We start from the raw sequence: 26,627 nt of genomic DNA, 5'->3' as shown, positions 1-26,627 counted from the left end.
CAAAAACATAGGAAATGTTTAGGAGTGACAACATGCCAATAATGACAGGACAGCAGTATATTGAACGTATCGATGCTTTAAACACGTATATTTCAATTGATGGGGAAGTGGTGACGGGCAAGGTGTCAGAACATCCTGCCTTTAAGGGAATCATGCAAAGTCAGGCAAAGCTTTTTGATTTACAGCATCAAGAATCATACCTTGAAAAAATGACATATGAATCGCCAACTAGCAAACAGAGAGTCGGCATGTCTTTCCTTCAAGTATTGAGTCCCGAGGATCTCGTAAAAAGACGTATGGCCGCAAGAGAATGGGCTTTACAAACAAACGGTTTGATGGGAAGAAGTCCTGACTACATGAATACGACATTGATGGCTTTGGCATCAGCATCGAACTTTTTGAAAGATAAGCCAAATTGTTTTCCAGACCATTTGCAGAAGTTTTATGAATATGCCCGTGAGAATGATATTTCCATGACACATACGTTTATAGAGCCGCAAGTAAACCGTAAACGTTATTACTATGAGGATGAAGAAGTAACAATAGCTGCCAAAATTGTTGCAAAAACGGGCGAAGGCTTAGTCATTAAAGGAGCTAGGTTACTAGCCACTCAGGGAGGAATAACGGATGAACTTCTTGTTCTATCCACAAATGGCTTTGATGAAGGAAAAGGTTTTGGCTTTTCTATACCGAGTAACACAAAGGGCTTAAAGTTTTTATGTCGGCAATCTTTTGTCGGAGGAGATTCTAGGTTTGATCATCCTTTAAGTGCACGCTTTGAAGAAATGGATGCGATTGTTGTTTTTGATGATGTAGTGGTTCCGTGGGAGCGTGTATTTTATTATGAAAATGTTGAAGTAGCCAATCAATTTATGAATGTTAGTGGCTTCCAAGCGTATACATTGCATCATGTGCTGTCACGTCAAATTGCTAAGACCGAGTTCATCCTAGGGGTTGTACAAACGATTGTAGATACCATAAATATCGGGGATTATCAGCATGTCCATCAAAAAGTGGTAGATGTCATCGTAGCATTAGAAACGATGAAAGCACTGCAATTAAAATCAGAAATTGAGGCACAAAGGGATTCCTTTGGCTTTATAAGACCAGACCTATATACATTACAGGTTGCTATTCATGTTTTCCCGAAAGTATATCCTACCTTTACAGATATCATCCAGCTACTTGGAGCAAGTGGATTAATGTCCATCCCGAGTGCAAAAGCTTTTGCAACAGATGATGGAGATCTTGATCATTATCTGCAATCATTTCAAGATAAAGGGGAGGAACGAGTGAAAAAGTTCCGTTTAGCTTGGGATTTAACGATGAGCAGTTTTGGCACAAGGCAAACGCTGTATGAACGATTTTTCTTTGGCGATCCTGTTCGTCTGTCAAGCCTACTCTATCAATCGTATAAGCGCGATCATTTAGTACAAAGAGTAGAAGACTTTTTGAAAAATGATTGATTAAAAGTTTGACAGTTGTGAAACTATCCGTTATTATGTACAGGAATAAAAAAATAAGACTCCCTTCGTTAGGTGAGGCTCCTATGTGGAGATACGCTACTACCCAAAAATGTCGAGAGACGCCAATGGGTCAACAGAAATCATCGAAATAAGGTGTTTTTTAACGTAGCTGGATAATTTCCTATGCCGCATAGTGCTAAAACTCAACGTTTGAAGGTTACAAATAGGCAAAGTTTTTTTGCTATTTTTTGATATGTGTATTCAACACGCCTTCATTCGTAGAAGGCGTGTTTTTGTTATGAAAGGAAGGTGATGAGAAATGGATAGTAGTCCTGAACCGAGTAAGCATGAGGTAGGTAGTCAGCATTTATGGAGACAGCCGTCGTTTCTTATCGCCGGCACGGACAGAAGGTTTTAAACAATGACCTTTTGTTACTTTTTATAATAAAACACGAGGTGAAGTAACATGATTAAAATTCACTATTTCAATCACAATAGCAAAACAGTTCAACACGATTTCAATATGAATGATTTACGACTTCCCATTCATAGCGAGGATTTACTATGGGTAGATTTATATGCGTATAGTCATAATGAATTAAATAATATAGCAGATGTATTTGGTTTTCATCCACTAGCAGTGGAAGATTGCTTACATGAAGGCTCACGCCCAAAAATGGATAGTTATGGGGATTATAAATTTTTCGTTTTCCATGCACCTATCTATAATGAAAAAAGTAACAATGAAATTTCAACGGTCGAGTTGAATATTTTTATGGGACCAAATTATATTGTTACAGTCCATAAACAAAAATTACAATGGCTAGGCCAGATAGAAAAAGTTTGTTTAAATAGTCCTAAATATTTGGAAAAAGGCACTGACTTTTTATTGCATACCATCATTGATGGAATAACAGATGAGTATTTCCCTGTATTAGAACGAATTCGAGCACGGATTGATGAGCTAGAACAAGAGGTTTATGATTATCAACCGAAAGTAGTAACAGAGGAATTCCTTTCATTAAAACGAACAATTATTTTAATTCGTCAGGCCATCATGCCACAGCGAAGAATTTTTTCTACCATTAATGGTCAATGGAAATTTGATGTACAAGAGGAAAATATCCCCTTCTATAAGGATTTAAATGATCATCTTGAACGGATTGTCGACTCCACTGAAACGTATAGAGATTTAGTCAACAGCACGCTAGATACGTATTACTCCATTATTAGCGGCAAGTCTATTGAAAAGCTGAACCTGTTAACCGTTATTTCCACAATTATGCTACCGTTAACTGTTATTACTAGCTTCTTTGGCATGAATGTACCTTTACCTTATCAGGATTCACCTATTACAACAATTGCACTCAGTGCCTTTTTAGTGTTATTTACATGGGGAATGTGGGCATACTTCAGAAAAATGATTGCCTAGTTATAATTAGTCATACGAGTGCTAATTGACAGGTGAATATATTTTTCTTATAATTTTCGTTAGAAAAAGTAAACACGATGATGGAAAAAGTACGTAATTGCACGTGTAGTAGAAAGGGATTTCTAGGCTGGAAAAATCCTCACAGTGCAAATGCCGAAAGCTACTCCGGAGTGCAGTTAATCCCTGCCGTTCACTGACGTTACAAGTGCTAAAGAGGTAAGTAAGAGCTTTTACTTACAACTAGGGTGGTACCGCGAGACAGCTGATAAGTCCTCGTCCCTTTTTGGGATGAGGGCTTTTTTATTTTCATTTAGTAAAAGAAACCCATTTATAGTGGTTGATGCCAAATGTTGCTGGCAGGGAATAGATGGGTCGTCAAGGTTTGATTCATATCGTGATTTTACAATATAAACTAGGAGGAATTTATCCAATGAAAGCAGTAGATATTCGTCAAATGTATTTGGAATTTTTTAAAGAAAAGGGGCATCACCATGAACCTTCTGCACCTCTAGTGCCAATCAATGATCCATCCCTACTTTGGATTAATTCAGGTGTTGCTACACTTAAACCGTATTTTGACGGTCGTGTTATTCCTGACAACCCTCGAATTACAAATGCACAAAAATCAATTCGTACCAACGATATTGAAAACGTAGGGAAAACAGCGCGTCACCATACTTTTTTTGAAATGTTAGGGAACTTCTCTATTGGTGATTACTTTAAAAAAGAAGCTATTCACTATGCTTGGGAATTTTTAACGGATAAAAAGTGGATGGGCTTTGATCCTGAATTACTATCAATCACAATCCATCCTGAAGATCAGGAAGCATATGATGTTTGGCATCAAGAAATTGGTATTCCTGAAGAACGTTTAATTCGTTTAGAAGGGAACTTTTGGGATATTGGTGAAGGTCCATCTGGTCCAAACTCAGAGATTTTCTATGACCGGGGCGTAGAATACGGCTCAGACGAAAATGACCCAGAAATGTACCCAGGTGGGGAAAATGAGCGTTATTTAGAAATTTGGAACCTAGTGTTCTCTCAATTCAACCATAATCCTGATGGGACGTATACACCGCTACCAAAGCAAAATATTGATACTGGTATGGGGCTGGAGCGTATTGTCTCAGTTGTTCAAAATGTACCAACAAATTTTGATACGGATTTATTTATGCCTATCATTGAAAAAATTGAGGAATTTGCCAACCGTAAATACAAACGACCAAGTGAAGTGGATTTAAATGAAATTTTTGGCTCAGAAGAAGATATTAATACGCCATTTAAAGTTATTGCAGACCACATTCGTACTGTAGCGTTTGCTATTGGTGACGGCGCACTTCCTTCAAACGAAGGGCGTGGCTATGTATTACGTCGCTTACTTCGTCGTGCTGTACGTTATGCAAAACAAATTGGCATTGAGAAACCATTTATGTTTGAACTGGTCCCAACAGTGGGTAAAATTATGGAAGACTTCTATCCAGAGGTAACGGAAAAATGTGAATTTATCCAACGCGTGATTAAGAATGAAGAAATTCGTTTCCATGAAACATTAGATGGTGGTCTTGCAATCTTTAATGAAGTGGCAGAATCACAAAAAGCCGCTGGTCATGATTTTATCCCAGGAGCAGATGCTTTCCGTTTATATGATACTTACGGTTTCCCAATCGAGTTAACGGAAGAATATGCAGAAGAAGTAGGAATGAAAGTCGATCATGAAGGCTTCGAAACAGCAATGGAGGAACAACGTGAACGTGCGCGTGCGGCTCGTCAAGATGTTGACTCTATGCAAGTACAAAATGAAGTATTAGCAAACTTAACAGTTGCCAGCGAATTTGTTGGCTTTGATACATTAGTAGCCAATACTGAAATTGCTGCAATGATTGTGAATGGTCAAGTAGAAAAAGTAGCATCTGAAGGCCAAGAAGCTTTAGTTATTTTAGCTAAAACACCATTCTATGCTGAAATGGGTGGTCAAATTGCCGATAGCGGTATCATTTCTAATGATAGCTTCACTGCTGTGGTAAAGGATGTTCAAAAAGCACCAAATGGTCAACCGCTCCACACAGTAATTGTTGAATCTGGTGAAATGCATGTGGAAGATGCTGTCCAAGCAATCGTTCATCGTGATGATCGCAATCTAATTATTAAAAACCATACAGCGACACATATTATGCAGCGTGCGTTAAAAGATGTATTAGGTGATCATGTCAACCAAGCAGGATCATATGTAGGTCCTGATCGTTTACGCTTTGACTTCTCTCACTTTGGTCAAGTGACTAAAGAGGAATTACAGCAAATTGAACGTATTGTAAATGAAAAAGTGTGGGATGATATAGAGGTCGTTATTGAAGAAATGGCCATCGATCAAGCGAAAGCAAAGGGTGCTATGGCATTATTCGGCGAAAAATATGGCGACGTTGTCCGTGTTGTTTCAATCGGAGACTATTCCATCGAGCTATGTGGTGGTATCCATGTAAAACGCTCTTCTGAAATAGGTTTCTTTAAAATTGTTTCAGAAGGCGGAATTGGTGCGGGTACTCGTCGTATTGAAGCTGTTACAGGTAAAGTGGCTTATGAAGTCGTAAAAGAAGAAGAAGCACTTTTAAATGATGCAGCAGCATTGTTAAAAGCAAATCCTAAAGATATCGTAACAAAAGTACAAGCATTACAGGGTGACTACAAAGAATTACAACGTGACAATGAAGCATTATCTCAAAAAATTGCCAATGCTCAAGCTGGGGCAATTGTAGATGCAGCACAAACAATTGGAGATGTCACAGTTCTTTCTACAAAAGTAGAAGCAAAAGACAATAACCAACTGCGTCAGATGATGGATGATTTAAAGGCAAAAATGCCAAAGGCTGTCATCGTCCTAGGAGCCGTGGATGGTGATAAAGTGATGCTATGTGCAGGGGTATCAAAAGAATTAGTTGGTGGCAATTACCATGCTGGAAATATCGTGAAAATGGTGGCAGAAGCTTGTGGTGGTAAAGGTGGCGGTCGCCCAGATATGGCAATGGCAGGAGCAAAGGATGCTTCAAAACTTGATGAAGCACTACTTTCTGTGTATGATTATGTTAAATCCATTTAATTAATTCACCAAAACATGTTATAATAAAGAGAAATTGGAGATGAGCTTGTTCGCACATCTCCTTATTTCTGAAAGCGAGGTGCTGGTCATGAGTTCATTTGATCAAACGATGAAATTTAATTTTCCAGAAGAATCAATGGAACAGGAAGTCAAGCAGGTAATGTTGAAAGTTCATTCTTCGTTAGAGGAAAAGGGATATAACCCTATCAATCAGATTGTTGGTTACTTACTTTCTGGTGATCCGGCGTATATTCCTCGCCATCAGGATGCTCGTAATTTAATTCGCAAGCTTGAGCGTGACGAAATTCTAGAAGAGCTTGTTAAATTTTATATCAAAAAGAATAACGAGGACTAGAAATGAGAATTATGGGATTAGACGTTGGGTCGAAAACCGTTGGAGTGGCTGTCAGTGATGCACTCGGTTGGACTGCCCAAGGTATTGAAACCGTAAAAATTGATGAGGCTAACGGCGAGTTCGGCATTGACCGTATCGCTGAGCTAGTAAAGGAATATGCAATAACACAATTTGTTGTAGGATTTCCGAAAAACATGAATAATACGGTTGGACCGCGTGGAGAGGCTTCTGAAAACTATAAAAAGTTATTGGAAGAAACGTTCTCACTACCGGTTACATTATGGGATGAACGTTTAACAACGATGGCAGCAGAACGTATGCTAATCGAAGCAGATGTGAGTCGCAAAAAGCGCAAGCAAGTCATTGATAAAATGGCGGCTGTGATGATTTTACAAGGCTATTTGGATAGCAAAAATTAATTGATGAGGTGACTATACATGGCAAACGAGCATAACCATGAAGAAGAATTACACGTTCAACACATTACAGTGATTGATGAAAACGGAAATGAACAGCTTTGTGAAGTGATTCACGTACATGAATCTCCAGAGTTTGGAAAATCATACGTATTTTACTCAATGGTAGGCGCAGAAGAAGATGAAGATGGCTCAGTTGAAATTTTCGTTTCTTCATTCGTACCATCTGATAACGGTGAAGATGGGGAACTAACACCTATCGAAACTGAAGCAGAATGGGATATGGTAGAAGACGTATTAAACGCTTTAGAAGATGAATACGAAGACTAATCTTCTTTCTTAAAGCTTGGAACAAGGATCGCAGCTTGCAGTCCTTGTTCCTTTTTTATTGAAAGTATTTATAGAGGCAACAAATTTCTAGAAAAATGATTATACAGTGGTTAAAGGAACTTTTTGGTAAATAACAAAAAACTGTCAGAAGGAGCAATTCGAATGAATGAGGAAACGCAAGAATTTATGATGATCGATGAAAATGGGAAGGAACAACATTGTCATGTAGTCTTTACATTTGATGCAGCGGATAAATCCTATGTGCTATTCTCCATGCTAGATGCTAATGGTGAAGAAATTCCAGGTGATCTTTCAGCCATGACTTTCGATTATGACGATAACAATGGCGAGATGACAAATCTCCAGCCTGTTAAAACGGATGCAGAATGGGAAATGATTAATGAGGTGGTATTAACACTCCTAGATGAATTTGAAGAAGAACCACAGCTTATTACCGTGATAAATGAAGATGGAACGGATCAAGTTTGTGAGGTGATTCATACTTTTACATCTGAGCAATTTGGTAAATCGTATGTATTATATGTGCCTGCGACAGATGAACCAATGGATGAACGTGAAATTTTCGCATCTCAATACCTGGCTGGCAATGACGGTTCTATCGAAGAATTATTACCCATTGAAACAGATGAGGAATGGGTGTACGTTGAAGATATATTAAACGAACTGTAAGAACTCTGAGTGGTTAGGGGCCACTCGGAGTTTTTTTGTTTTAGATAGAGAAGGAACTATTACAGTCTGTTATTATTGCAAAATGTTTATATTTATGCGATCCAAAAGCCTATAAGATACTAGCGAATTAGAAACAAACGATAGGAAGATACTGAAGCGTAAAGATTTTTAGCGAGCCAATCAGCCAGCAAAAATAGCTGGTTGATTTTTTATATATGCAAATTCTCCTGAATTGTCGATTTCTGTTTGTCGTGATAGTTGATTTCTAGTATGATATTGGATAGTGATAGGGGGGAAACCCGTGAATAACGGTACTAAAAAACAAGAAATGTTTTCAAAAATGCAGGAAAAAAAATCAGAGGTAAAAATCGTGAGAAAAATCGTTGCTATTGTGGCAATTGTTTTTGTCCTCGTAATAGGGATTGTCGGTTTATTTGGGTACAATTATGTTAAAGGTGCTTTAAAACCATTGGATCCTGATGCGACAAAAACAATTGCAGTAGAAGTACCAATCGGCTCTAGCTTGAGTTCAATTTCAACATTATTAGAGAAAAAAGGTGTTATTAAAGATGCGCGTGTTTTTAAATACTATGCAAAATTTAAAAACGAATCTCAATTCCAAGCAGGTAATTACGATTTAACGCAAGCAATGACATTTGATGAACTCATCGAAAGCTTAAAAACAGGGAAGGTATACCGAAAACCTGTCTTTACGATGACGATCCCCGAAGGCTTAACCATTGAGCAAATTGGGAAAGTGATTGAAAAGAAAACGCCATATTCACAAAAAGAATTTATGGATTTAGTAACGAGTGACACATTTGTTCAACAAATGATGGCTAACTATCCTGAACTAGTAACAGATGCAGTGTTAGCTGAAAATATTCGCTATGATTTAGAAGGCTATTTATATCCAGCTACTTACTCGTACTATGAGGAAAAGCCATCTCTAGAAGCAATTGTTGAAGAGATGATCGCGGCTATGAACAAAGTGGTGAAAAATTATAGTGATGTTTTAGTGGAAAAACAAATGTCCGTTCACCAGCTGTTAACATTTGCCTCATTATTAGAAGAAGAAGCTACGGCTCAAACAGATCGAGAAACAATAGCAAGTGTCTTCTATAATCGTATTGATGAAGGGATGCCACTACAAACAGACCCAACTGTTTTATATGCACTTGGCGATCATAAAGATCGTGTGCTGTATGAAGACTTAGAAGTAGATAATGCCTATAATACTTACAAAAATAAAGGTTTACCACCAGGCCCAATTGCAGGTGCTGGAAAGACTTCTATTGAGGCGACATTGAACCCTAGTCAAACAGATTATTTCTATTTCTTAGCAGATAAAGAGGGTGTCAACCACTTCTCGAAAACATATGATGAACATTTACAGAAAATAGCGAAATATTTACAAAAAGAAGAATAGACGTATGTGAAGAGAAAATTGCATAGAACAAACATAGAAAGTAGAAGGAAAGAAAAATAGCTTTCCTTCTATTTTCATGCTATTATAAAGTGTGATTTTTGATCAATCCGTTATTCGGGACAAATATGCGTGGTGGCAATTGTTTTGAGCATGTAAAAAACAATTGCTCATTTTTGTATGGCAAAGTACCAAGACATCACGTTTGGTCTTTTTCTTTTTGTTGATAAATGATGAAGTACGGACAACGTCTACATGCACGTTGCCATTTAATTGAGGGTGGAACAATGGAATTATCAGATGCATATATACAATCATTTATACAGCCACGTAATGAATTGCTTTTAGAAATGGAAGCCTATGCGGAGGAGAATCATGTACCGATTATGCAGCTTGCAGGTATTGATGCATTAAATCAATTGTTGCGCATTCAAAATCCGCAAAAAATTTTAGAAATTGGCACGGCAATTGGATATTCTGCTATTCGGATGGCAGAAGCTTTACCAAATGTCCAGATCGTTACGATTGAACGCGATATAGAGCGTGTGACAAAAGCAAAGGCCTATATTGAACGGTCAACCGTATCTAATCGAATTAAGGTCATTGAAGGCGACGCTTTAGAGGTAGACGATAAGGCCATTGACACAGAGTTTGATGCAGTATTTATCGATGCCGCAAAGGGACAATATCAGCGCTTCTTTGAAAAGTACGCTCCCCTCGTGAAATCAGGTGGAGTCTTGTATATCGACAATATGTATATGCATGGCTTGTCAGATTTAGATTTGAAGGATGTTCCACGTCGTAAACGTACAATGATCCGCAATTTAAAAAACTTCACAGAATGGATAATGCAGCACCCGGATTATACCAGTGCTTTTTTACCAGTAGGTGACGGTTTATTACTATGTTTGAAGAGGTGACTACTATGAAAAAACCAGAATTGCTTGTGACACCACAATCATTAGAACATATTAAAGCACTTTTAGAAGCTGGAGCAGATGCTTTTGTTATTGGTGAACAACAATTTGGTCTACGTCTAGCAGGAGAATTCTCAGTAGATGAAGTGGAAGAGGCAACGAAGCTCATTCACGCAGCTGGTAAAAAAGTTTATGTTGCAGTGAATGCTCTTTTCCATAATGAAAAGCTGGAGGCACTTGCCGACTATTTAAAAGACATGCAACGTATTGGTGTGGATCGTTTAATTTATGGCGACCCAGCAGTATTAATTATTCGTCGTGAGCAAGGCGTAACGATTCCATTGCATTGGAATCCGGAGACGACTGCAACAAACTGGTTTACGGCTAATTACTGGGGAAAACGCGGTGCAACTCGTGCAGTGTTAGCACGTGAGCTTTCTCTTGATGAGGTATTAGAAATTAAAGAAAGTGCGGAATTAGAAATTGAAGTACAAGTACATGGTATGACATGTATGTTCCAATCAAAACGCCCGCTACTTGGCCATTATTTCTTATATCAAGATAAAGTGATGGAAATTGAAAATCGTAAAGATAATCGAAACATGTTCCTACATGATGATGAGCGCAATAATAAATATCCAATTTATGAAGATGTAAACGGTACGCATATTTTTAGTCCTAATGACATGTGTGTTATTGATGAGCTTGGCGAATTATTCGAAGGCGGCATCGATGCCCTAAAAATTGAGGGTGTGCTACAAACCCCAGAGTATGTCGTAACTGTGACGGAGGCCTATCGCAAGGCCATCGATGCATATTTTGACGAATCCGAAGAAGCATATGATGACATAAAAGATGAATTATTAGCAAAAATTGAAGATATTCAACCAGCCATTAGACCATTAGATACAGGCTTTATCTTCAAGGAAACGGTTTACTAAGAGGGGGGCAATAACATGGCATTAGCGTTAGAACAAAATGACAAAATCCGTGACATTGTCGACGGTAAACGTGTCATTACAAAAAAACCAGAGCTACTTGCCCCAGCGGGTAGCTTAGAAAAATTAAAAGTAGCTGTGCATTACGGTGCAGATGCTGTATTTATTGGTGGACAAGAGTTTGGTCTACGTTCCAATGCAGATAATTTCTCTATTGAAGAAATGCGTGAGGGTGTAGAGTTTGCTAATCGATATGGTGCGAAAATTTATGTAACAACAAATATATTTGCACATAATGAAAATATGGAAGGCTTGGAGCGATATTTAAAAGATATTGAGTCGGCAGGTGTTACAGGTATCATCGTAGCAGATCCACTAATTATTGAAACATGCCGCACAGCGGCTCCTAAGCTTGAAATTCACCTTTCTACACAGCAGTCATTGTCCAACTGGAAGGCAGTGCAGTACTGGAAGGAAGAAGGCTTACATCGTGTTGTGTTAGCACGTGAAGTAGGCGGAGAAGAAATGAAATTGATGAAGGAAAAAGTCGATATTGAAATCGAGGCCTTTGTTCATGGCGCTATGTGTATTGCTTATTCGGGCCGTTGCGTATTATCTAACCATATGACTGCTCGTGACTCTAACCGTGGTGGTTGTTGCCAATCTTGTCGTTGGGATTACGATTTATATGAATTAGAAGATGGGGAAGAAAAAGCACTGTTTGATGATACTCATGCACCTTTTGCTATGAGCCCAAAAGATTTGAAGTTAATTGAAGCGATTCCACATATGATCGAGCTCGGTATTGATTCTTTAAAAGTGGAAGGTCGTATGAAATCGATTCACTATGTAGCAACAGTTGTATCCGTATACCGCAAAGTTATCGATGCTTATTGCGCAGATCCAGATAATTTTAAAATTAAACGTGAATGGCTAGAGGAGCTAGATAAATGTGCAAACCGTGATACGGCTGAAGCATTCTTCCATGATGCACCTGGCTCAGAGGAGCAAATGTTTGGTATACATGGCCGAAAAACTACATTTGAATTTGCTGGTTTAATTTTAGAACATGATCCAGAAACAAAAATGGTCACTATGCAGCAACGAAATTATTTTAAACCTGGTGACGAAGTAGAGTTCTTTGGCCCAGAAATTGAGAATTTCCGTCTGACAATGGGAGAAATTTGGGATGAAGATGGCAATAGCCTAGATGCAGCACGTCATCCATTACAAATTGTTAAATTTAAATGTGACACACCATTAATGCCGCATAACATGATGCGAAAGGAGAATAACTAATGGAAGTGAAGCGTCCTGTTGTTATCGGTATAGCAGGTGGCTCATGCTCAGGAAAAACGAGTGTGACGCGCGCCATCTATGATGTTTTCCGAGAGCATTCAGTTGTTGTGATTGAACAAGACTTTTATTATAAAGATCAAAGTCATTTAACATTTGAAGAGCGATTAGGAACAAACTATGATCATCCGTTAGCATTCGATAATGATTTATTAATACAGCACATAAAAAAACTTTTAGTACGTCAACCAATCGAAAAACCGGTTTATGATTACGTGCAGCATACTAGAGCAGCAGAAGTAATCCATGTTGAACCGGTAGATGTTATTATTCTAGAAGGGATTCTCGTGCTAGAGGATGCTGATTTACGTGATTTAATGGATATTAAATTATTTGTAGATACCGATTCTGATTTACGAATCATTCGTCGTATCATGCGTGATATTAAAGAACGCGGACGTACTACAGATTCAGTCATTGATCAGTACTTATCAGCGGTTCGACCAATGCATAATTTATTCATTGAACCTACAAAACGTTATGCTGATATCATTATTCCTGAAGGTGGAGATAATGAGGTTGCCATCGATTTAATGGTAACGAAAATTAAAACTATTCTTGAAACCGACAACGTATTGTAATAAGATAGAGTGGTATTGACAATATTTACATGCATATTTTAAAAAGGCATGCATACTATTAGGTCAAAGCGTATTTGAAAAACGTTTAAAAATAATAAAATTCGATTAAATGCACCTTGCAAGCATTTAATCGAGTTTTATGTTTTTATATTGAAGAAACAAGGAGTGAAGGACTTTGGCAAATGAAAAACAGTACCCTATGACAGCTGAGGGAAAACGTAAATTAGAAGAAGAATTAGTGAAATTAGAAACAGAAACACGTAAAGAAATCGTGGAACGTATAAAAATAGCTCGTGATTTTGGTGATCTTTCTGAGAACGCTGAATACGATTCAGCAAAAGAAGAACAAGCCTTTTTAGAAGGGCGTATTTCAACTTTAAAATCAATGATCCGTAATGCAGTGATTATTTCTGAGGATGAAACTGATAACAGCGTTGTATCACTTGGGAAAACGGTTACATTTGTAGAAATTATTAATGGGAAACCATCAACTGAAGAAGAATCTTATACAATTGTAGGTTCGGCTGAAGCAGATCCAATGGAATTCCGTATTTCCAACGAATCACCAATTGCCAAGGGCTTACTTGGCCGTGCTGAAGGCGAAGAAGTAGCCGTTCAAACTCCTGGTGGTGAAATGAAAGTTAAGATTGTTTCAATTAAATAAAATGTAAGTGGACAAGCAGTTGGTCTTTCTAATTTAGAGAGGCTAGCTGCTTTTATTTTTCGAGCTGAAGTGCCACGAAGTAAATTAATGAGTATAATTATTTTGCAAGTACTGCCGAACTTGATAGAATATTTGCTAGAGAGGGGGAGGAAATATGAGTGAACGACAAACTCGTAGTAGTCGTCATTTGCAGCCATCTCGTAATAAAAAGCTAGATAAACTATTGAATGTTTTAATTGGTGTAGTGGTTGTACTAATTATTATCACAGCAACTTATGTGTTTAAATGGCAAGATGATGCAGAACAAACAGTGAAAGATGAACCAGCTCAAGAGGAAAAAGACGACAACAAAGAAGTAGATAAAGAGCCTGTGAAAGAGGATGAAAAGGATTTGGCTGTAGAGGAAGATAAAGCTTCAGAGGAAGAGGATGTATCAGAGCCTGAAGAAATGCAGCAGGATCAAGGTACACCAGAAGAATCCACTTCAGATAATCCAAACGTAGAGAAAGTTATAACAAATAAAAATTGGCAGCCAACAGCTACTACTCAAACAGGCCAACATGTGTCTTCCTACGATTCTTCATCAGTAGACTGGTCTGAAAAGGTAGCAACTGTTACTGGTGTAACGGGTATCGACCAAGACAATATGATTATTTGGCGTATGCAAAATAATGGTGGTCCTAATTCTTCAATAGCCACAGTGTCAACAAAAGATAAATCACAGATGTACCGTGTAAGTATGGAATGGGTGGACAATGAAGGATGGTTACCTGTAAAGCTTGAGCAGCTGAATACTTTAGAAGGTGCCTATTGACGAAAATCACACTTTTGATTATTTTTAATAGAGTTGATAAAGAAGGGAAGTAACATTACATGAAAATTGCAGTAATTGGGGCAATGGAAGAGGAAGTAGAATTACTACGAGCATCTTTAAACAATGCACAACGTACAACAATAGCAGGCAGTGAATATACAACAGGAACCTATGAAGGCAAAGAAGTTGTGTTATTAAAAAGTGGTATTGGTAAAGTCAATGCAGCTATGTCCACTACCATTCTTTTGCATGAGTTTAAGCCGGATGTTGTTATTAATACAGGCTCTGCTGGTGGTTATGATGAAGCCCTTGAGGTGGGAGCTGTAGTCATTTCCGATGAAGTTCGTCACCATGATGTGGATGTCACAATTTTTGGTTATGAAATTGGACAAATGGCTGGTATGCCAGCAGCTTATAAATCAGATGAACGATTAATGAAAGTAGCGGAGGAAGCTGTTAAGGCAGTTGGAGAGCATCAATATGGGATTGGTTTAATTTGCTCTGGGGATGCATTTATGAATGATCCTGAGCGTGTAGAAGCTGTTCGTCATCATTTCCCTCAAATGAAGGCGGTAGAAATGGAAGCGGCTGCGGTTGCACAAGTTTGTTATCAATTTGCCACACCTTTTGTAGTAATTCGTGCTTTATCAGATATAGCAGGAAAAGAGTCGAATATTAGCTTTGATGAGTTTTTACCAGTTGCTGCAAAACATTCGACACAAGTTGTCTTAAAAGCAATTGCCTCACTTTAATACACAAAACGGTCAAAATGTGTTATTGCTTATGTGAGAAAAATCACAGTGAATGAATGGTATAAATGCTACACTAGCTGTAATAAATCTCTTCATAATAGAATGGGAGGCATTCATGATGCTCGTATTAACAGTTGGTGTAGTGATTATCACTACTTTAATAGGTACATTGATTACGGCAGAACTTTCAGAATCAGCACATTCATAGAGTTTAAAAAGTTCCTTTGCGACATTAGCTATATCGCAAAGGAACTTTTTTATGCCATAGAATCGGCACATTCTCCGGCAAACATGCATTGAATTTTTCTAGTGAACATTTTACAATATATTACTCAATTGACTTTTGGTCTCGTTTGTATAATTGATAGAGTTTAATGAGTGCCCGTTTTTCAATCCGAGATACATAGCTTCGAGAAATATTTAGCCGAGCTGCAATTTCCTTTTGCGTAAGGGCATCTTGTTGATTTAATCCATAGCGAAGCGTCACAATTTCTAGTTCGCGTTCATCAAGCATATGCAAATAATGATATAGCTGTGCCACATGTTCTTTATGTTCGATTTTCTCGGTTGCACTTTCTTCATCACATTGGAGTAAATCTCGAATTTGAAGCGCATTGCCATCTTTATCTGTTCCGATCGGCTCAAATAAGGAAACGTCTTTCTGCACTTTTTTCTGTGTGCGTAGATGCATTAAAATTTCATTTTCAATACATCGAGCTGCATATGTGGCAAGTCTTGTTTTTTTGTCCGGGGTATAGCTTTCTACCGCCTTCATTAGCCCGATTGTCCCAATGGAAATATAATCATCAAGTTGTTCATGTTTTGGATGGAATTTTTTTACGACGTGCGCGACGAGCCTCATATTGCGTTCTATTAGGTCCAGGCGTGCTTGCTCATCGCCACCTAAAAATCGTTCAATACAAGCAGCTTCCTCTTCTTTTGAAAAGGGTTTATGGAATGTTTGCCCCTTTAAGTAGCCAAGTAACGCTGGGATCTCAAGCCATAACTGCAACATTGATGTAAAAATTCCGCTCATTGAATGATTTCATCCTTTCCCCATTTTTCGACAGTATATGTTTCAAAGCTGTGGGAAATGAAAAAAGTGCAACAGCAATTGTGCTGTTACACTTTTTTTAACGTAAATGTACTAATCATGAGTAAAGCTAAAATTGGGAAAAGGAAAAGATAAAAGGCCGGATGGAACGTAGTGGCTACAAAATACGTTAAAGTTAAGAACGTACCAGCAGCTGTAATAGGTAAACCTGTGAAATAGCCATTTGCTTCACTAATATTAAAGCGGGCTAATCGCATCGCACCACAAACGATAAACAGGACGGCCATCATCATGCCGGCAAAACCAAAATCAACTAGAACAACTTCGTACATTAATAATGCAGGCGCCACGCCAAATGATATAATATCACTCATAGAATCTAATTGTTTACCTAACTCAGACACTTGTCCGAGTGCTCTAGCTACCTTACCATCATAGCGATCAAGAAGAGCTGCAATAAAGATAAACAAGACACTATAGCTATAGTATTCATGTAAAGTGGCCATAATAGCCGCGCCTCCAAAGGACATATTACTAATTGTAATGAAGTTAGCTGCGTGCGATTTCATTTTCTTAACCGTGGTATCCACCAACTTGTGATAAAAAAACAAGGGGGATCACTCCTTTGCACTTAAGATATTGTACCATTATACTTCGAATGCGAAAAAATTGACAGTCTAAATTAATGGATAGGGGTTTTACTGATGAAAGAAAAACTATATCAACGCTTGATAGAACTAACGAATGGTAAGCAGTCCTCTCACCTTTTGCAAGCTATTGCGAAAGCCAAGTGGAGTAAACGTATAATTCCAAGCTACATGAAGTTATACGATATAAACCTTGAAGAAGTTTCAAAAAAACAACAACAATTTGCAAGTTTACACGATTTTTTTACAAGAGAGCTTTTACAAGATGCACGCCCGATTGAAAAAAATCCGATGGTGTATGTAAGTCCTGTAGATGCCAAGGTAGAATCCTTTGGAAGAATTGAATGGGATATGACATTTCTTGTAAAGGGTAAGCCCTATGCACTAGAAGATTTACTTGGTAATTCGGAGCGAGCTGCCAACTATGCAGACGGCCATTTTATTGTTTTTTATTTAAGCCCTGCTGATTATCATCGTATTCACAGTCCAATTGATGGAGAAGTACTAAGACAGTATACGCTTGGTCAGAAATCTTATCCTGTGAATCAAATAGGCCTTACATACGGTAAAAAGCCAATTTCCCACAATTACCGTTTAGTAACAGAGTTGAAAACAGCCCATAATCAGCAAGTGGCGTTTATAAAAGTGGGGGCGACCTTCGTAAATTCAATAGTGCTCACAAACAGGACAATAGACTGGTATAAAGGGCAGGAAGTTGGCTATTTCTCCTTTGGTTCGACAGTGGTAATGCTGTTTGAAAAGGATGCGATTGAGTTTACGGAAAATGTTGTACAGGGCAACCCAATTCGAATGGGTGAAGCCTTTGCAAATATGCTATAATGGTCGAATAATACGTTAAGATTAGGGGTCGCTATTTTGTATAATTTTTTATTACCAAACGAATTTGTGACGAATATTTTCGAAATTACACCTGAAAAACTTCAAGAATTAGGGATAAGAGGGATCATTACCGATCTAGATAATACCCTTGTGGAATGGGATCGTGAGGATGCAACAGAAGAACTAATCATTTGGCTGCGCATCATGAAGGAATCCGGTATTCGTGTTATTATTGCGTCGAATAACAAGGAGGCACGTGTTAAACGTTTCGCAGAGCCTTTAGGTATTCCATACATTCATAAGGCAAAAAAACCATTGCGAAATGCTTTTTATAATGCCCTTATTCAATTAGGCTTACGCCCTAATGAAGTAGTAATGGTAGGGGATCAGCTCCTTACAGATGTAATGGGTGCGAACCGCTTAGGCTTGCATACCGTGCTAGTCAAACCTGTCGCACAATCTGATGGGTTAGTAACAAAATTGAATCGATTCATTGAACGTCGAGTGTTTAATGATTTGAAACGAAAAGGAATTATAACTTGGGAGGAACAAGAATGATTGAAATGCCAAATTGTATTGGCTGTGGTACAACAATTCAAACAGAAGATAAAACAGCAGTTGGGTATGCACCCCCATCATCACTAGAAAAGGATGTGGTCATTTGCCAACGTTGCTTCCGTTTGAAAAATTACAATGAAATTCAACCAGTGTCATTAACAGATGACGACTTTTTACGTATTTTAAATGGCCTTGGTACACAGCAAGGCTTAATCGTGAAAATTGTTGATATTTTTGATTTTAATGGAAGCTGGCTACCTGGCCTACACCGTTTTGTAGGGAAGAATCCTGTGCTGTTGATAGCTAATAAAGCTGATTTATTACCGAAATCGGTGAAACCGAAAAAAGTTATTAATTGGTTAAAACGTGAAGCAAAAGCGTTGGGACTTCAGCCTGTTGATGTGTTGTTAGTAAGTGCACATAAAGGTAAGGGAATGGCTGAAGCAATGGAAGCCATTGATGAATATCGCCAAGGACAAAATGTCTATGTGGTAGGCTGTACCAATGTCGGAAAATCCACATTCATCAACCGCATTATTAAGCAGGCAACAGGGGAAGGTGAAGTTATTACTACATCCCATTTCCCAGGTACTACTTTAGATATGATTGAAATTCCTTTGGATGATGGAAGTGCATTATTTGATACGCCTGGTATTATTAATCATCACCAAATGGCCCATCATATTGATTCAAGTGAATTAAAATATATTATGCCAAAAAAAGAAATCAAGCCGAAGGTCTACCAACAAAATGCGGGACAAACCTTGTTTATTGGGGCATTGGCAAGATTTGATTTTATTCAAGGGGACCGTTCTGCCTTTACAATCCATGTGGCAAATGACTTACCAATTCACCGAACTAAGCTTGAGAAGGCAGATACGCTGTATACAGAACATAAGGGAGACCTTTTGGCACCGCCAACTGCGGAGTTTATTGACCAACTTCCGCCTTTAGTTCGTCATGAGTTCTCCATTAAAGAAGCTAAAACTGATGTTGTATTTTCTGGACTAGGCTGGATTACTGTACAGCATGCCAATGTCGTAGTAGCAGCATACGCGCCTAAAGGTGTACAAGTTTCGATACGTCCATCACTTATATAGAGGGTGAAGGATGGAGAAGAGAAGAGGGACTAGGAAATGAAGAAGTGGTTTGCAGTTATTGGTGATCCAATTGAACATTCAAAATCACCAGCCATGCACAATGCTTGGTTTGAGGAAATGTCCGTAGAGGCAACATATATTCCGCTACATGTGTCTTCTGAGCAATTGGGAGCAGCAGTTGCTGGCTTAAAAACTTTAGGGGCAAGTGGCTGGAATGTAACAATTCCTCATAAAACAGCAATCATTCCCTATTTAGATGAGCTAGATGAGTTGGCGCAAAAAATGGGAGCAGTGAACACAGTAGTACGAACTACAGAAGGAAAGCTGATAGGCTATAATACAGATGGTGTTGGCTTTGTGCGTTCACTAGAAGAAGCAGTAGGTTCGTCTCATAAAGACAAGCCTGTGTTACTTGTTGGCGCAGGTGGCGCTGCCCGAGGTATAGCCTTTGCCATGCAGCAGCAAGGCTACAGTGATTTGACCATGACCAATCGTACCGTAGCCAATGCCCAAGCAATTGTGGATGAAATGGGGATTGGCCGTGCAATTTCATTAAAGGAAGCGGAAGAAACATTAGCTCATTTCAGCATTATAGTGCAAATGACTTCGGCAGGCCTTGCTACAGGCAATTTTTCAATGCCATTTTCCTTAAATCGTCTTGCCAAAGGAGCAATTGTTGCGGATATTGTGTATAATCCATTAATGACGCCTTTTTTACAAGCGGCTGAAGAAAAAGGGGCAACAATTGTGACAGGCTTAGGGATGTTTGTGCATCAAGGAGCCATTGCTTTTGAGCACTGGTTAGGCGACTATCCAAATACAAATTCAATGATTGTGCAGCTAAATGCGCAATTAGGAGGAAACTAATTTTTATGTTAACAGGTAAACAAAAACGTTTTTTACGTGCTGAAGCACACCATTTATCACCAATATTCCAAGTGGGAAAAGGTGGCGTAAATGATGAAATGACTAAACAAATTCGTGAGGCATTAGAAGTACGTGAACTAATTAAAGTCCGTATTTTAGATAATTGTGAGGAGGACAAACATGAAGTGGCAGAGGCACTTGCAAAAGGTGCACATGCAGAGCTTGTCCAATTAATCGGCCTGACAGTTGTTTTATATAAAGAATCACGCAATCAAAAAAAGATTGTATTACCAAAAGCAACGAAATAAGGTGAGACGATGAAAAGGGTCGGTTTACTTGGAGGCACGTTTAATCCTCCTCATATGGGGCATTTATTAATGGCGAATGAGGTATTTCATGCATTGCAACTCGATGAAATACGCTTTATGCCGAATGCCATACCACCACATAAGCATGCACGATTTGATGCTAGTAATGTGGAACGACTTGAAATGGTGAAGCGTGCCATTCGCCCGTTCCCTTATTTTTCAGTGGAGTCGTATGAGGTAGACAAGGGTGGCGTATCCTATTCCTATGAGACACTTTCTGCATTATGTAGGAAGGAACCTACTGTCAAATTTTACTTTATCATCGGTGGCGATATGATTGATTCGCTACATACATGGCATTGTATAGATGACCTAGTAGAACTTGTCCAATTTGTTGGTGTGAAACGTCCAGGAACAGCAGCCATTACAGAGTACCCTATATGCATGGTGGAGGTGCCTCAAATCGATTTATCGTCCACACTGATTCGTGAACGCCTGGCGACTGGAGGAACGGTGACACTTTTACTACCAGAAGCGGTAGAGACGTTCATACGAGAGGAAGGTCTTTATGGAACGCGAACAGTATTTAGCGGCGATTAAGCCCAGAATGCCGGAAAAACGTTATATTCATACAATCGGTGTTATGGAAACGGCCATCAATCTAGCACGAAAGTACGGCGAGGATGAGAAAAAGGCTGAAATAGCTGCAATCCTTCATGATATAGCAAAATATGCAGATATAGAGTGGATGGAGAACATCGTCAGAACGGAAAAGTTAGATGCACGACTCATTGGCTGGGGCAGTGAACTACTTCATGGCCCAGTCGGTGCATATATTGCAGAAAGTGAATTCGGGATCAAAGATGATGAGCTTTTGAATGCTATTCGTTTTCATACAACAGGGCGACCTAATATGAGTCGTTTAGAAAAAATCATTTTTGTCGCAGATATGATTGAACCGAATCGTCAATTTGATGGTGTGGAACGTCTGCGCAAAAAAGCGCAAAAAAATTTGGATAAGGCCATGAGTGCATGTGTCCGTCATACATTGGCATTTTTAATCGACACAAAGCAGCCTATTTATCCGTTATCAATAGAATGTTATAACGATATGATGAACAGAGAGGATAGTGAAGGATGACTTCAACTTTATTACAAGCAGCTTACAAAGCGATTGACGACAAACATGGTGAGGATATTGTCGTTTTAAATATGCAAGGAATTTCCCTTTTAGCAGATTACTTTATCATTGCACATGGTAACTCAGATCGTCAGGTGCAAGCCATTGCACGCGAATTGCAGGATGTAGCTGAAAAAGATGGCTATGAAATTCGCCGTGTCGAAGGTTTTGATGGTGCTCGTTGGGTTCTAGTAGACTTAGGAGATGTAGTAGCACACGTATTCCATAAAGATGAGCGTGCTTATTATAATTTAGAGCGTCTATGGGGCGATGCACCACAATTAGACATGCCAGAGGCCTAAGTGAGTAGTTATGAACGCTTCGCCCATGTCTATGATGAGTTACAAACGGATATTCCTTACAATCTTTATGTAGATTGGATTGTACAGCATGCACCTAGCAACCAATACAAAAAACTATTAGATATTGGGTGTGGCACAGGTGTACTTAGCTTGTTATTTGCACAGGCTGGCTACAAAGTCAGCGGTGTTGATTTATCAGAAGAAATGCTTTCCATTGCGACTGAACGTTTTACTGGTGCAGGATACGAGGCTCCGTTTTATTGTATGTCCATGGACGAACTAGATGGCTTTGAGGCAGTAGATGTGGTCACAATTGCCATAGATTCTCTGAATTATGTTGTAGAGGAGCAAGCAGTCTTTACAACATTAGAACGGATTTATCATGCATTACGTGATGGAGGCCAACTTTTTTTTGATGTCCATTCACTATTTAAAATGACGGAAATCTTTTTGGATGGTCCATTTACGTATGACAATGGTGATATTAGTTATGTATGGCATACAGAGCCAGGAGAATTCGAGCATTCCATTATTCATCAAATGACCTTTTATGTGCGTGATACAAAGAGTGATTTATATGAACGGTTTGATGAGGAGCATATTCAACGTACGTATCCTATCGAACAATATATGAATTGGCTTCGCGCTATCGGCTTTAGTGATGTGGTAGTAACAGCAGATTTTACAAACGAAGCACCAGAATATGAAAGTGAACGCATTTTTATCCGTGCGGTAAAATAAATATGGCAAGCACCACACTGCTGATTGGCAGTGTGGATTTTTTTGAGGCCGCGGAATGGTGGATAAATAGTGCAGTCAAATTAACCGATTACTTGGGAGCTTTTCGTTCCCGCTTTCAGGTTTGCAATCTATGGATGTTAGTGTATGATGAATGTACCTCCATATGATGACCTTTTGCATTGAAAGGATGGTACTATGTTGCAATCTTTATGGCAAAAGTACAAAAAGAGTATGCTAATCCCCGGCGTACTAATAATCAGTGGACTATTTTTTTACTTCTCTTTATCGAGTTCTGACTCTTCACGACTCCAAGAAGAGCTCATCGAAACCATCCAACCTATTGAAGAAACGATTCCCATGGAATCTACTGCTGAGGAAGCGGTTCAACAGCAGGTATTTGTTGATATAAAGGGTGCTGTTATGTATCCGGGCGTTTATGAGCTTCAACCAGACAAGCGTATTTTCGATGCTATTCAGCTTGCAGGTGGTTATATTGAGAATGCGGATACGCAACTTGTTAATCATGCGCAAAAAGTTCAGGATGAAATGGTGATTTATATTCCCATCAAGGGAGAACAGCTTGAAGATATATCTAGTAATCTACTTATGTTACCTTTGGAAAGCCAGAATAAGAGTCAGAAGATTAATGTCAATACCGCTGATGCGGAGACTCTTGCAACATTACCAGGAATCGGCCCTTCAAAAGCTCATAGTATTCTTAGTTATCGGGAGGAAAAAGGACGCTTTCAAACCATAGATGATGTAAGAAATATTAATGGTATAGGTGATAAAACATTTGAAAAAATAAAGGATTCTATTACCGTTAAGTAAAGCTAATAGCTTATGAGATATTGACGCCGCTTTTCCAAAAGAGCTACACTATAGTAGAAAAGCAACAAGATCGAAAACTTGTAAGGCAAAATTTTGGAGGTAGTCATATGGAGCGAATTACTTGGGATCAATTTTTTATGGCACAAAGCCATTTACTCGCATTGCGTAGTACTTGTACAAGACTAGCAGTAGGAGCAACTGTTGTTCGTGATAAGAGGATCATAGCAGGGGGCTATAATGGGTCTATTACTGGTGATGAGCATTGTATCGAAAATGGCTGCTATGTGGTGGATAACCATTGTGTCCGTACAGTGCATGCTGAAATGAATGCTTTACTACAGTGTGCTAAATACGGTACACCAACAAAAGGTGCTGATTTATACGTGACACACTTCCCATGTCTCCCTTGTACCAAATCTATTATTCAAGCAGGCATTGAGCGAGTTTATTATGCAACTGACTATAAAAATAATCCATATGCTCAGGAATTATTTGAAAAAGCAGGCGTGACAGTCGTTCATGTACCATTTGATGAACGAAAAATCGATTTTCTACGAGATGAAAAGCTAGCCTTATATACAGAGATGCTTCATGAGCTTCGCGAGAACGGACTGCCATCCGAAAAATTGCTTCCGTATGAACAGAAGGTGAGTGCACTATTCGGTATAAAGCTTTAAGGCAAAAATGGATTTTTCTAGCGCTTGCTGTACTTGTCGCTTCCTTAGCAGCTCACAAGTCGGCTTGGCTACTCCTATTAGTACTTCTTTTAGCTCTGTGGCTCATCGTAAAGGGTGAGTCACGGTTCTTAGCAATGATAGTATTAACGATTGGCTTATTATCGTATATATTTTTTGCTACAATTCAACTGGTTCAACCTTCCCCACTACCATCCTCTTTCCCTTTAACTTGGTCAAACGATTATAAAATAAGCGGTCAAAAGCTCCGTGGTTTTGCTATAACTACAAACGGTCAAAAGTTATATGTAGTGTATACATTTTCCTCTGAACAAGAAAAAATTAATTATGAACATACATCTATGGCAGGAATGACGTATCTTGCGAAAGGTGAGCTTGTGAGCCCTTCTCCATCAGCCCATGATTACGCCTTTTCCATGTCCAATTATTTAACGAGTAAGGGAGCAACCGGTATTGTTGAAATCACTAGTTGGACCTTTATAGAGAAGCGTAATTCCCCCATCATATTTCTCGCTAAGCTAAGACAACAAATGAAAAAGCATATAGAAATGACATTTCCCCAACCATTAGTAGCGGAGGCTCAAGCCCTTCTCATTGGAGAGCAGGATCAAATGGATAATGAGCTACAACGAGCCTATCAAAAGCTAGGGATCACTCATTTATTTGCGATCTCTGGTCTACATGTAGCACTGGTGTCATGGTTATTTATTGAAGGTCTACTACGCATAGGTATTCGCAAAGAGATGGCTACTATTGCCTTGGTCATCTTACTCCCTATCTACGGAGTCATTGCAGGGGGGGCACCATCTGTATGGCGAGCCGTTTCAGTAGTGGAATTAATGATGTTGCTTCGTTATTTGAAATGGACGCTGTCAATCGATGATGCACTTGCTATTAGCTTTGCAGGCTTTGTTTTACTTGAACCGGGAGTAATCTTTCAAATTGGTTTCCAACTGTCTTATTTAGCAGCGGCTAGTCTTGTTTATTCTAGTTATATTTTTACACAGACGAGCAACTGGTTATCCCGTTCTTTTTTCGTCACATTCGTCTGTCAGCTACTTGTCTATCCTTTATTACTTCATCATTTCTATGAACTTTCCATTTCCTCGTTTTTTGTCAATATTATCTTCGTTCCTTTGTTTTCATTCGTTATTTTACCTTTTAATATTGTGGCCTTAGCTCTAACCTATATTTCCTTACCATTAGCCAACCTGTTATTTGCAGGCTACGAGCCTCTGCGAAATGGGCTAACGAATGTAATATATCTAATACAAGCTCTACCATTTCAATTATGGTCCCCAGGTAAACCATCCGTTTGGCTTTGTTGTTTAGCAATGCTAAGCGTTCTCACGTGTTTCTATTTCTTAGAAACAAAACGATTTAAGAATGCGATTTTGGTTTTACTCTTCCCGGCCATCTGTATTCATCTTTCCCCAATGCTTTATAGCGACACAAAGATAACGTTTTTAAATGTAGGACAGGGTGATTGCACTGTGATTGAATTGCCATTTAGGGAGGCTGTATACGTCATTGATGCGGGTGGACTGTTGCGCTTTGAACAAGAGCAATGGAAGAAGGCAAATAAAGACTATGAGGTGGGGAAACAAATTGTGGTTCCGTTTCTAAAAGGGAAGGGAATACGAACCATCGATATTTTTATTGTTACGCATGCGGACGCGGATCATGTAGAAGGCGCTGAGGAAATTTTACAGGAGATTGGGATGAAAGAAATTCACGTGACACCTGGATCGTTGAAACAGCCTATTATGAGGGACTTACTAAGGGAAGCCCAAAAACATAACGTCCCTATAAAAGAAAAGATGAAGGGCACTATATGGCAGAAGGGTGAGTCAAGCTTTTATTATTTATGGCCGCAGGATACCCATTATGAAGGCAATGATGACTCGCTTGTTTTATACATGCAACAGAAGGCATTTAAAGCGCTATTTACAGGTGATTTAGAGAAATATGGCGAACAACAGCTAATGATGTATTATGGACCTCTAATAGCTAATCTAACCCTTCTGAAGGCTGGTCATCATGGCAGTAAAACATCTAGTATCGAATCATTTGTAGAGCTCGTACGACCCCAATTCACCGTTTTTAGTGCTGGGCTTCAAAATCGTTATGGTCATCCACATGAAGAGGTAGTTGAGCGATTTGCCAATCGGAATTTAGCTACTTGGACAACAGGGGTGGATGGCACGATCGAAATACGTATTCAGGGCAATCGTTTGACAGTTAAAGCAAAAGAAAAAGACCTTGTCCAATGAGCA

General features: G+C 38.9%; 29 protein-coding genes, 1 riboswitch and 1 other annotated feature. Of the genes, 27 read left to right on the top strand and 2 right to left on the bottom strand.

Annotated elements, in window-relative coordinates:
• Positions 1-32 precede the first annotated feature (32 nt).
• From hpaB to mtnN, 15 genes are all read left to right on the top strand, one after another.
• Positions 33-1,466 (top strand): 4-hydroxyphenylacetate 3-monooxygenase, oxygenase component, encoded by a 1,434-nt coding sequence (gene hpaB / locus A2J09_RS11820; protein WP_036162219.1) that lies wholly within the window; start codon positions 33-35, stop codon positions 1,464-1,466.
• Between the two features lie 57 nt (positions 1,467-1,523).
• A riboswitch (M-box (ykoK) riboswitch) is annotated at positions 1,524-1,688 on the top strand.
• Between the two features lie 244 nt (positions 1,689-1,932).
• Positions 1,933-2,898, top strand: coding sequence for a magnesium/cobalt transporter CorA (gene corA, locus A2J09_RS11815; RefSeq protein WP_012295396.1), 966 nt, complete (start codon positions 1,933-1,935; stop codon positions 2,896-2,898).
• 68 nt (positions 2,899-2,966) lie between these two features.
• Positions 2,967-3,182, top strand: a binding site (T-box leader).
• Between the two features lie 146 nt (positions 3,183-3,328).
• The gene (alaS, locus tag A2J09_RS11810) at positions 3,329-5,989 is read left to right on the top strand and encodes an alanine--tRNA ligase (protein WP_031419244.1); all 2,661 of its coding nucleotides are present in this window, start codon (positions 3,329-3,331) and stop codon (positions 5,987-5,989) included.
• Positions 5,990-6,077: 88 nt separating this feature from the next.
• On the top strand, positions 6,078-6,344 hold the full coding sequence (locus tag A2J09_RS11805) for an IreB family regulatory phosphoprotein (protein ID WP_004226839.1): 267 nt from the start codon (positions 6,078-6,080) through the stop codon (positions 6,342-6,344).
• Positions 6,345-6,346: 2 nt separating this feature from the next.
• Positions 6,347-6,763: a Holliday junction resolvase RuvX gene (gene ruvX / locus A2J09_RS11800; RefSeq protein WP_031419242.1), complete on the top strand. Its 417-nt coding sequence runs from the start codon at positions 6,347-6,349 to the stop codon at positions 6,761-6,763.
• A gap of 18 nt (positions 6,764-6,781) precedes the next feature.
• Complete coding sequence (locus A2J09_RS11795) at positions 6,782-7,090, top strand: DUF1292 domain-containing protein (RefSeq protein WP_012295391.1); 309 nt, start codon at positions 6,782-6,784, stop codon at positions 7,088-7,090.
• Between the two features lie 162 nt (positions 7,091-7,252).
• The gene (locus tag A2J09_RS11790; protein WP_031419240.1) at positions 7,253-7,780 is read left to right on the top strand and encodes a DUF1292 domain-containing protein; all 528 of its coding nucleotides are present in this window, start codon (positions 7,253-7,255) and stop codon (positions 7,778-7,780) included.
• Between the two features lie 301 nt (positions 7,781-8,081).
• Positions 8,082-9,209, top strand: coding sequence for an endolytic transglycosylase MltG (gene mltG, locus A2J09_RS11785; RefSeq protein WP_031419239.1), 1,128 nt, complete (start codon positions 8,082-8,084; stop codon positions 9,207-9,209).
• A gap of 284 nt (positions 9,210-9,493) precedes the next feature.
• Entirely contained in the window at positions 9,494-10,126 is a 633-nt protein-coding gene (locus tag A2J09_RS11780) for an O-methyltransferase (protein WP_036162217.1), read from the top strand.
• Positions 10,127-10,131: 5 nt separating this feature from the next.
• Entirely contained in the window at positions 10,132-11,064 is a 933-nt protein-coding gene (locus A2J09_RS11775; protein WP_036162215.1) for a peptidase U32 family protein, read from the top strand.
• Between the two features lie 15 nt (positions 11,065-11,079).
• Positions 11,080-12,360, top strand: a complete 1,281-nt coding sequence (locus A2J09_RS11770) for a peptidase U32 family protein (RefSeq protein ID WP_012295386.1) — start codon at positions 11,080-11,082, stop codon at positions 12,358-12,360.
• A complete protein-coding gene (gene udk, locus A2J09_RS11765; protein ID WP_008180943.1) occupies positions 12,360-12,998 on the top strand; it encodes a uridine kinase in 639 nt (212 codons plus the stop codon). Before A2J09_RS11770 ends, udk begins: the two co-directional genes overlap by 1 nt.
• Before the next feature lie 175 nt (positions 12,999-13,173).
• Complete coding sequence (gene greA / locus A2J09_RS11760) at positions 13,174-13,662, top strand: transcription elongation factor GreA (protein ID WP_031419233.1); 489 nt, start codon at positions 13,174-13,176, stop codon at positions 13,660-13,662.
• A gap of 154 nt (positions 13,663-13,816) precedes the next feature.
• Complete coding sequence (locus tag A2J09_RS11755; RefSeq protein WP_012295383.1) at positions 13,817-14,476, top strand: YrrS family protein; 660 nt, start codon at positions 13,817-13,819, stop codon at positions 14,474-14,476.
• A 59-nt stretch (positions 14,477-14,535) separates the two neighbouring features.
• Positions 14,536-15,228 (top strand): 5'-methylthioadenosine/S-adenosylhomocysteine nucleosidase, encoded by a 693-nt coding sequence (gene mtnN, locus A2J09_RS11750; RefSeq protein WP_012295382.1) that lies wholly within the window; start codon positions 14,536-14,538, stop codon positions 15,226-15,228.
• A 328-nt stretch (positions 15,229-15,556) separates the two neighbouring features.
• On the opposite strand, the gene sigK is transcribed toward mtnN, so the two are convergent.
• Both sigK and pssA read right to left on the bottom strand, forming a co-directional pair.
• Entirely contained in the window at positions 15,557-16,264 is a 708-nt protein-coding gene (gene sigK / locus A2J09_RS11740) for an RNA polymerase sporulation sigma factor SigK (RefSeq protein WP_008180932.1), read from the bottom strand.
• Between the two features lie 86 nt (positions 16,265-16,350).
• Complete coding sequence (gene pssA / locus A2J09_RS11735; RefSeq protein WP_051563351.1) at positions 16,351-16,851, bottom strand: CDP-diacylglycerol--serine O-phosphatidyltransferase; 501 nt, start codon at positions 16,849-16,851, stop codon at positions 16,351-16,353.
• Positions 16,852-16,986: 135 nt separating this feature from the next.
• Between pssA and A2J09_RS11730 the strand changes: the two genes are divergently transcribed.
• The 12 genes from A2J09_RS11730 (at position 16,987) to A2J09_RS11675 (ending at position 26,624) form a co-directional block, all read left to right on the top strand.
• Positions 16,987-17,769 carry a phosphatidylserine decarboxylase gene (locus tag A2J09_RS11730; protein ID WP_012295378.1) on the top strand — a complete coding sequence of 261 codons (783 nt, stop codon included), beginning with the start codon at positions 16,987-16,989 and terminating at the stop codon, positions 17,767-17,769.
• Positions 17,770-17,805: 36 nt separating this feature from the next.
• On the top strand, positions 17,806-18,327 hold the full coding sequence (locus A2J09_RS11725) for a YqeG family HAD IIIA-type phosphatase (RefSeq protein ID WP_008180927.1): 522 nt from the start codon (positions 17,806-17,808) through the stop codon (positions 18,325-18,327).
• Complete coding sequence (gene yqeH / locus A2J09_RS11720) at positions 18,324-19,427, top strand: ribosome biogenesis GTPase YqeH (RefSeq protein WP_012295377.1); 1,104 nt, start codon at positions 18,324-18,326, stop codon at positions 19,425-19,427. The genes A2J09_RS11725 and yqeH overlap by 4 nt, the downstream gene beginning before the upstream one ends.
• A gap of 36 nt (positions 19,428-19,463) precedes the next feature.
• Positions 19,464-20,294 carry a shikimate dehydrogenase gene (gene aroE / locus A2J09_RS11715; protein ID WP_012295376.1) on the top strand — a complete coding sequence of 277 codons (831 nt, stop codon included), beginning with the start codon at positions 19,464-19,466 and terminating at the stop codon, positions 20,292-20,294.
• Positions 20,295-20,299: 5 nt separating this feature from the next.
• Entirely contained in the window at positions 20,300-20,602 is a 303-nt protein-coding gene (gene yhbY, locus A2J09_RS11710) for a ribosome assembly RNA-binding protein YhbY (RefSeq protein ID WP_008180921.1), read from the top strand.
• Between the two features lie 9 nt (positions 20,603-20,611).
• Positions 20,612-21,202, top strand: a complete 591-nt coding sequence (locus A2J09_RS11705) for a nicotinate-nucleotide adenylyltransferase (protein ID WP_012295375.1) — start codon at positions 20,612-20,614, stop codon at positions 21,200-21,202.
• On the top strand, positions 21,171-21,743 hold the full coding sequence (yqeK, locus tag A2J09_RS11700) for a bis(5'-nucleosyl)-tetraphosphatase (symmetrical) YqeK (protein WP_031419226.1): 573 nt from the start codon (positions 21,171-21,173) through the stop codon (positions 21,741-21,743). The genes A2J09_RS11705 and yqeK overlap by 32 nt, the downstream gene beginning before the upstream one ends.
• A complete protein-coding gene (gene rsfS / locus A2J09_RS11695) occupies positions 21,740-22,084 on the top strand; it encodes a ribosome silencing factor (RefSeq protein ID WP_008180916.1) in 345 nt (114 codons plus the stop codon). Before yqeK ends, rsfS begins: the two co-directional genes overlap by 4 nt.
• Positions 22,085-22,825: a class I SAM-dependent DNA methyltransferase gene (locus tag A2J09_RS11690; RefSeq protein ID WP_031419225.1), complete on the top strand. Its 741-nt coding sequence runs from the start codon at positions 22,085-22,087 to the stop codon at positions 22,823-22,825. It abuts the gene before it with no gap.
• A gap of 195 nt (positions 22,826-23,020) precedes the next feature.
• Positions 23,021-23,656 (top strand): helix-hairpin-helix domain-containing protein, encoded by a 636-nt coding sequence (locus A2J09_RS11685; RefSeq protein WP_012295371.1) that lies wholly within the window; start codon positions 23,021-23,023, stop codon positions 23,654-23,656.
• A gap of 107 nt (positions 23,657-23,763) precedes the next feature.
• Positions 23,764-24,333 carry a ComE operon protein 2 gene (locus A2J09_RS11680; protein WP_012295370.1) on the top strand — a complete coding sequence of 190 codons (570 nt, stop codon included), beginning with the start codon at positions 23,764-23,766 and terminating at the stop codon, positions 24,331-24,333.
• Between the two features lie 134 nt (positions 24,334-24,467).
• Positions 24,468-26,624, top strand: coding sequence for a DNA internalization-related competence protein ComEC/Rec2 (locus A2J09_RS11675; protein WP_012295369.1), 2,157 nt, complete (start codon positions 24,468-24,470; stop codon positions 26,622-26,624).
• Positions 26,625-26,627 lie beyond the last annotated feature (3 nt).

The sequence above is a fragment of the Lysinibacillus sphaericus genome, assembly GCF_001629735.1.
Lineage (GTDB): Bacteria > Bacillota > Bacilli > Bacillales_A > Planococcaceae > Lysinibacillus > Lysinibacillus pinottii.
This window is presented reverse-complemented; position numbering and strand designations above follow the sequence as displayed.